General features: G+C 47.5%; 1 protein-coding gene. It reads left to right on the forward strand.

Annotation, left to right across the window (positions count from 1 at the left end):
* Positions 1-136: 136 nt before the first annotated feature.
* The coding region (locus GPK90_RS11680; protein WP_215703069.1) for a CD1845 family protein at positions 137-360 on the forward strand (224 nt) is incomplete at its 3' end.

Raw genomic sequence — 360 nt, forward strand, 5'->3', positions numbered from 1 at the left:
TGCTCTTTTTTTACCACTTCGGGCCAGTATGACCCAAAAGTTTGGGACAGGATTTACTAATCTTTCGCAACATTTATGTCTCCGGGCAAGCATGATAAAATAGAGGTAGGAAGGATAGATAAAGGAGGTTTTGAAGATGAAGATACTGCTGAAAATATTGGTTGCTCCCTTTGCTTTGGCGTTGTCCCTTCTGGCGGCTCTGCTGGTGTTCCTATTTGATATTTGTGCCGTCCTGCTGACGATTGCCTCTGTGATCCTGACGGTGCTGGGTGTCGCTCTCTTTTTCACGCCGACGCCCATAGGCGGGATTGTATTTCTGTTTCTTGCCTTCCTTCTTTCGCCGTATGGACTGCAAGCGGC

The organism is Clostridium sp. MCC344 (assembly GCF_018785365.1).
In the GTDB taxonomy this organism is placed as follows: Bacteria; Bacillota; Clostridia; order Lachnospirales; family Lachnospiraceae; genus Pilosibacter.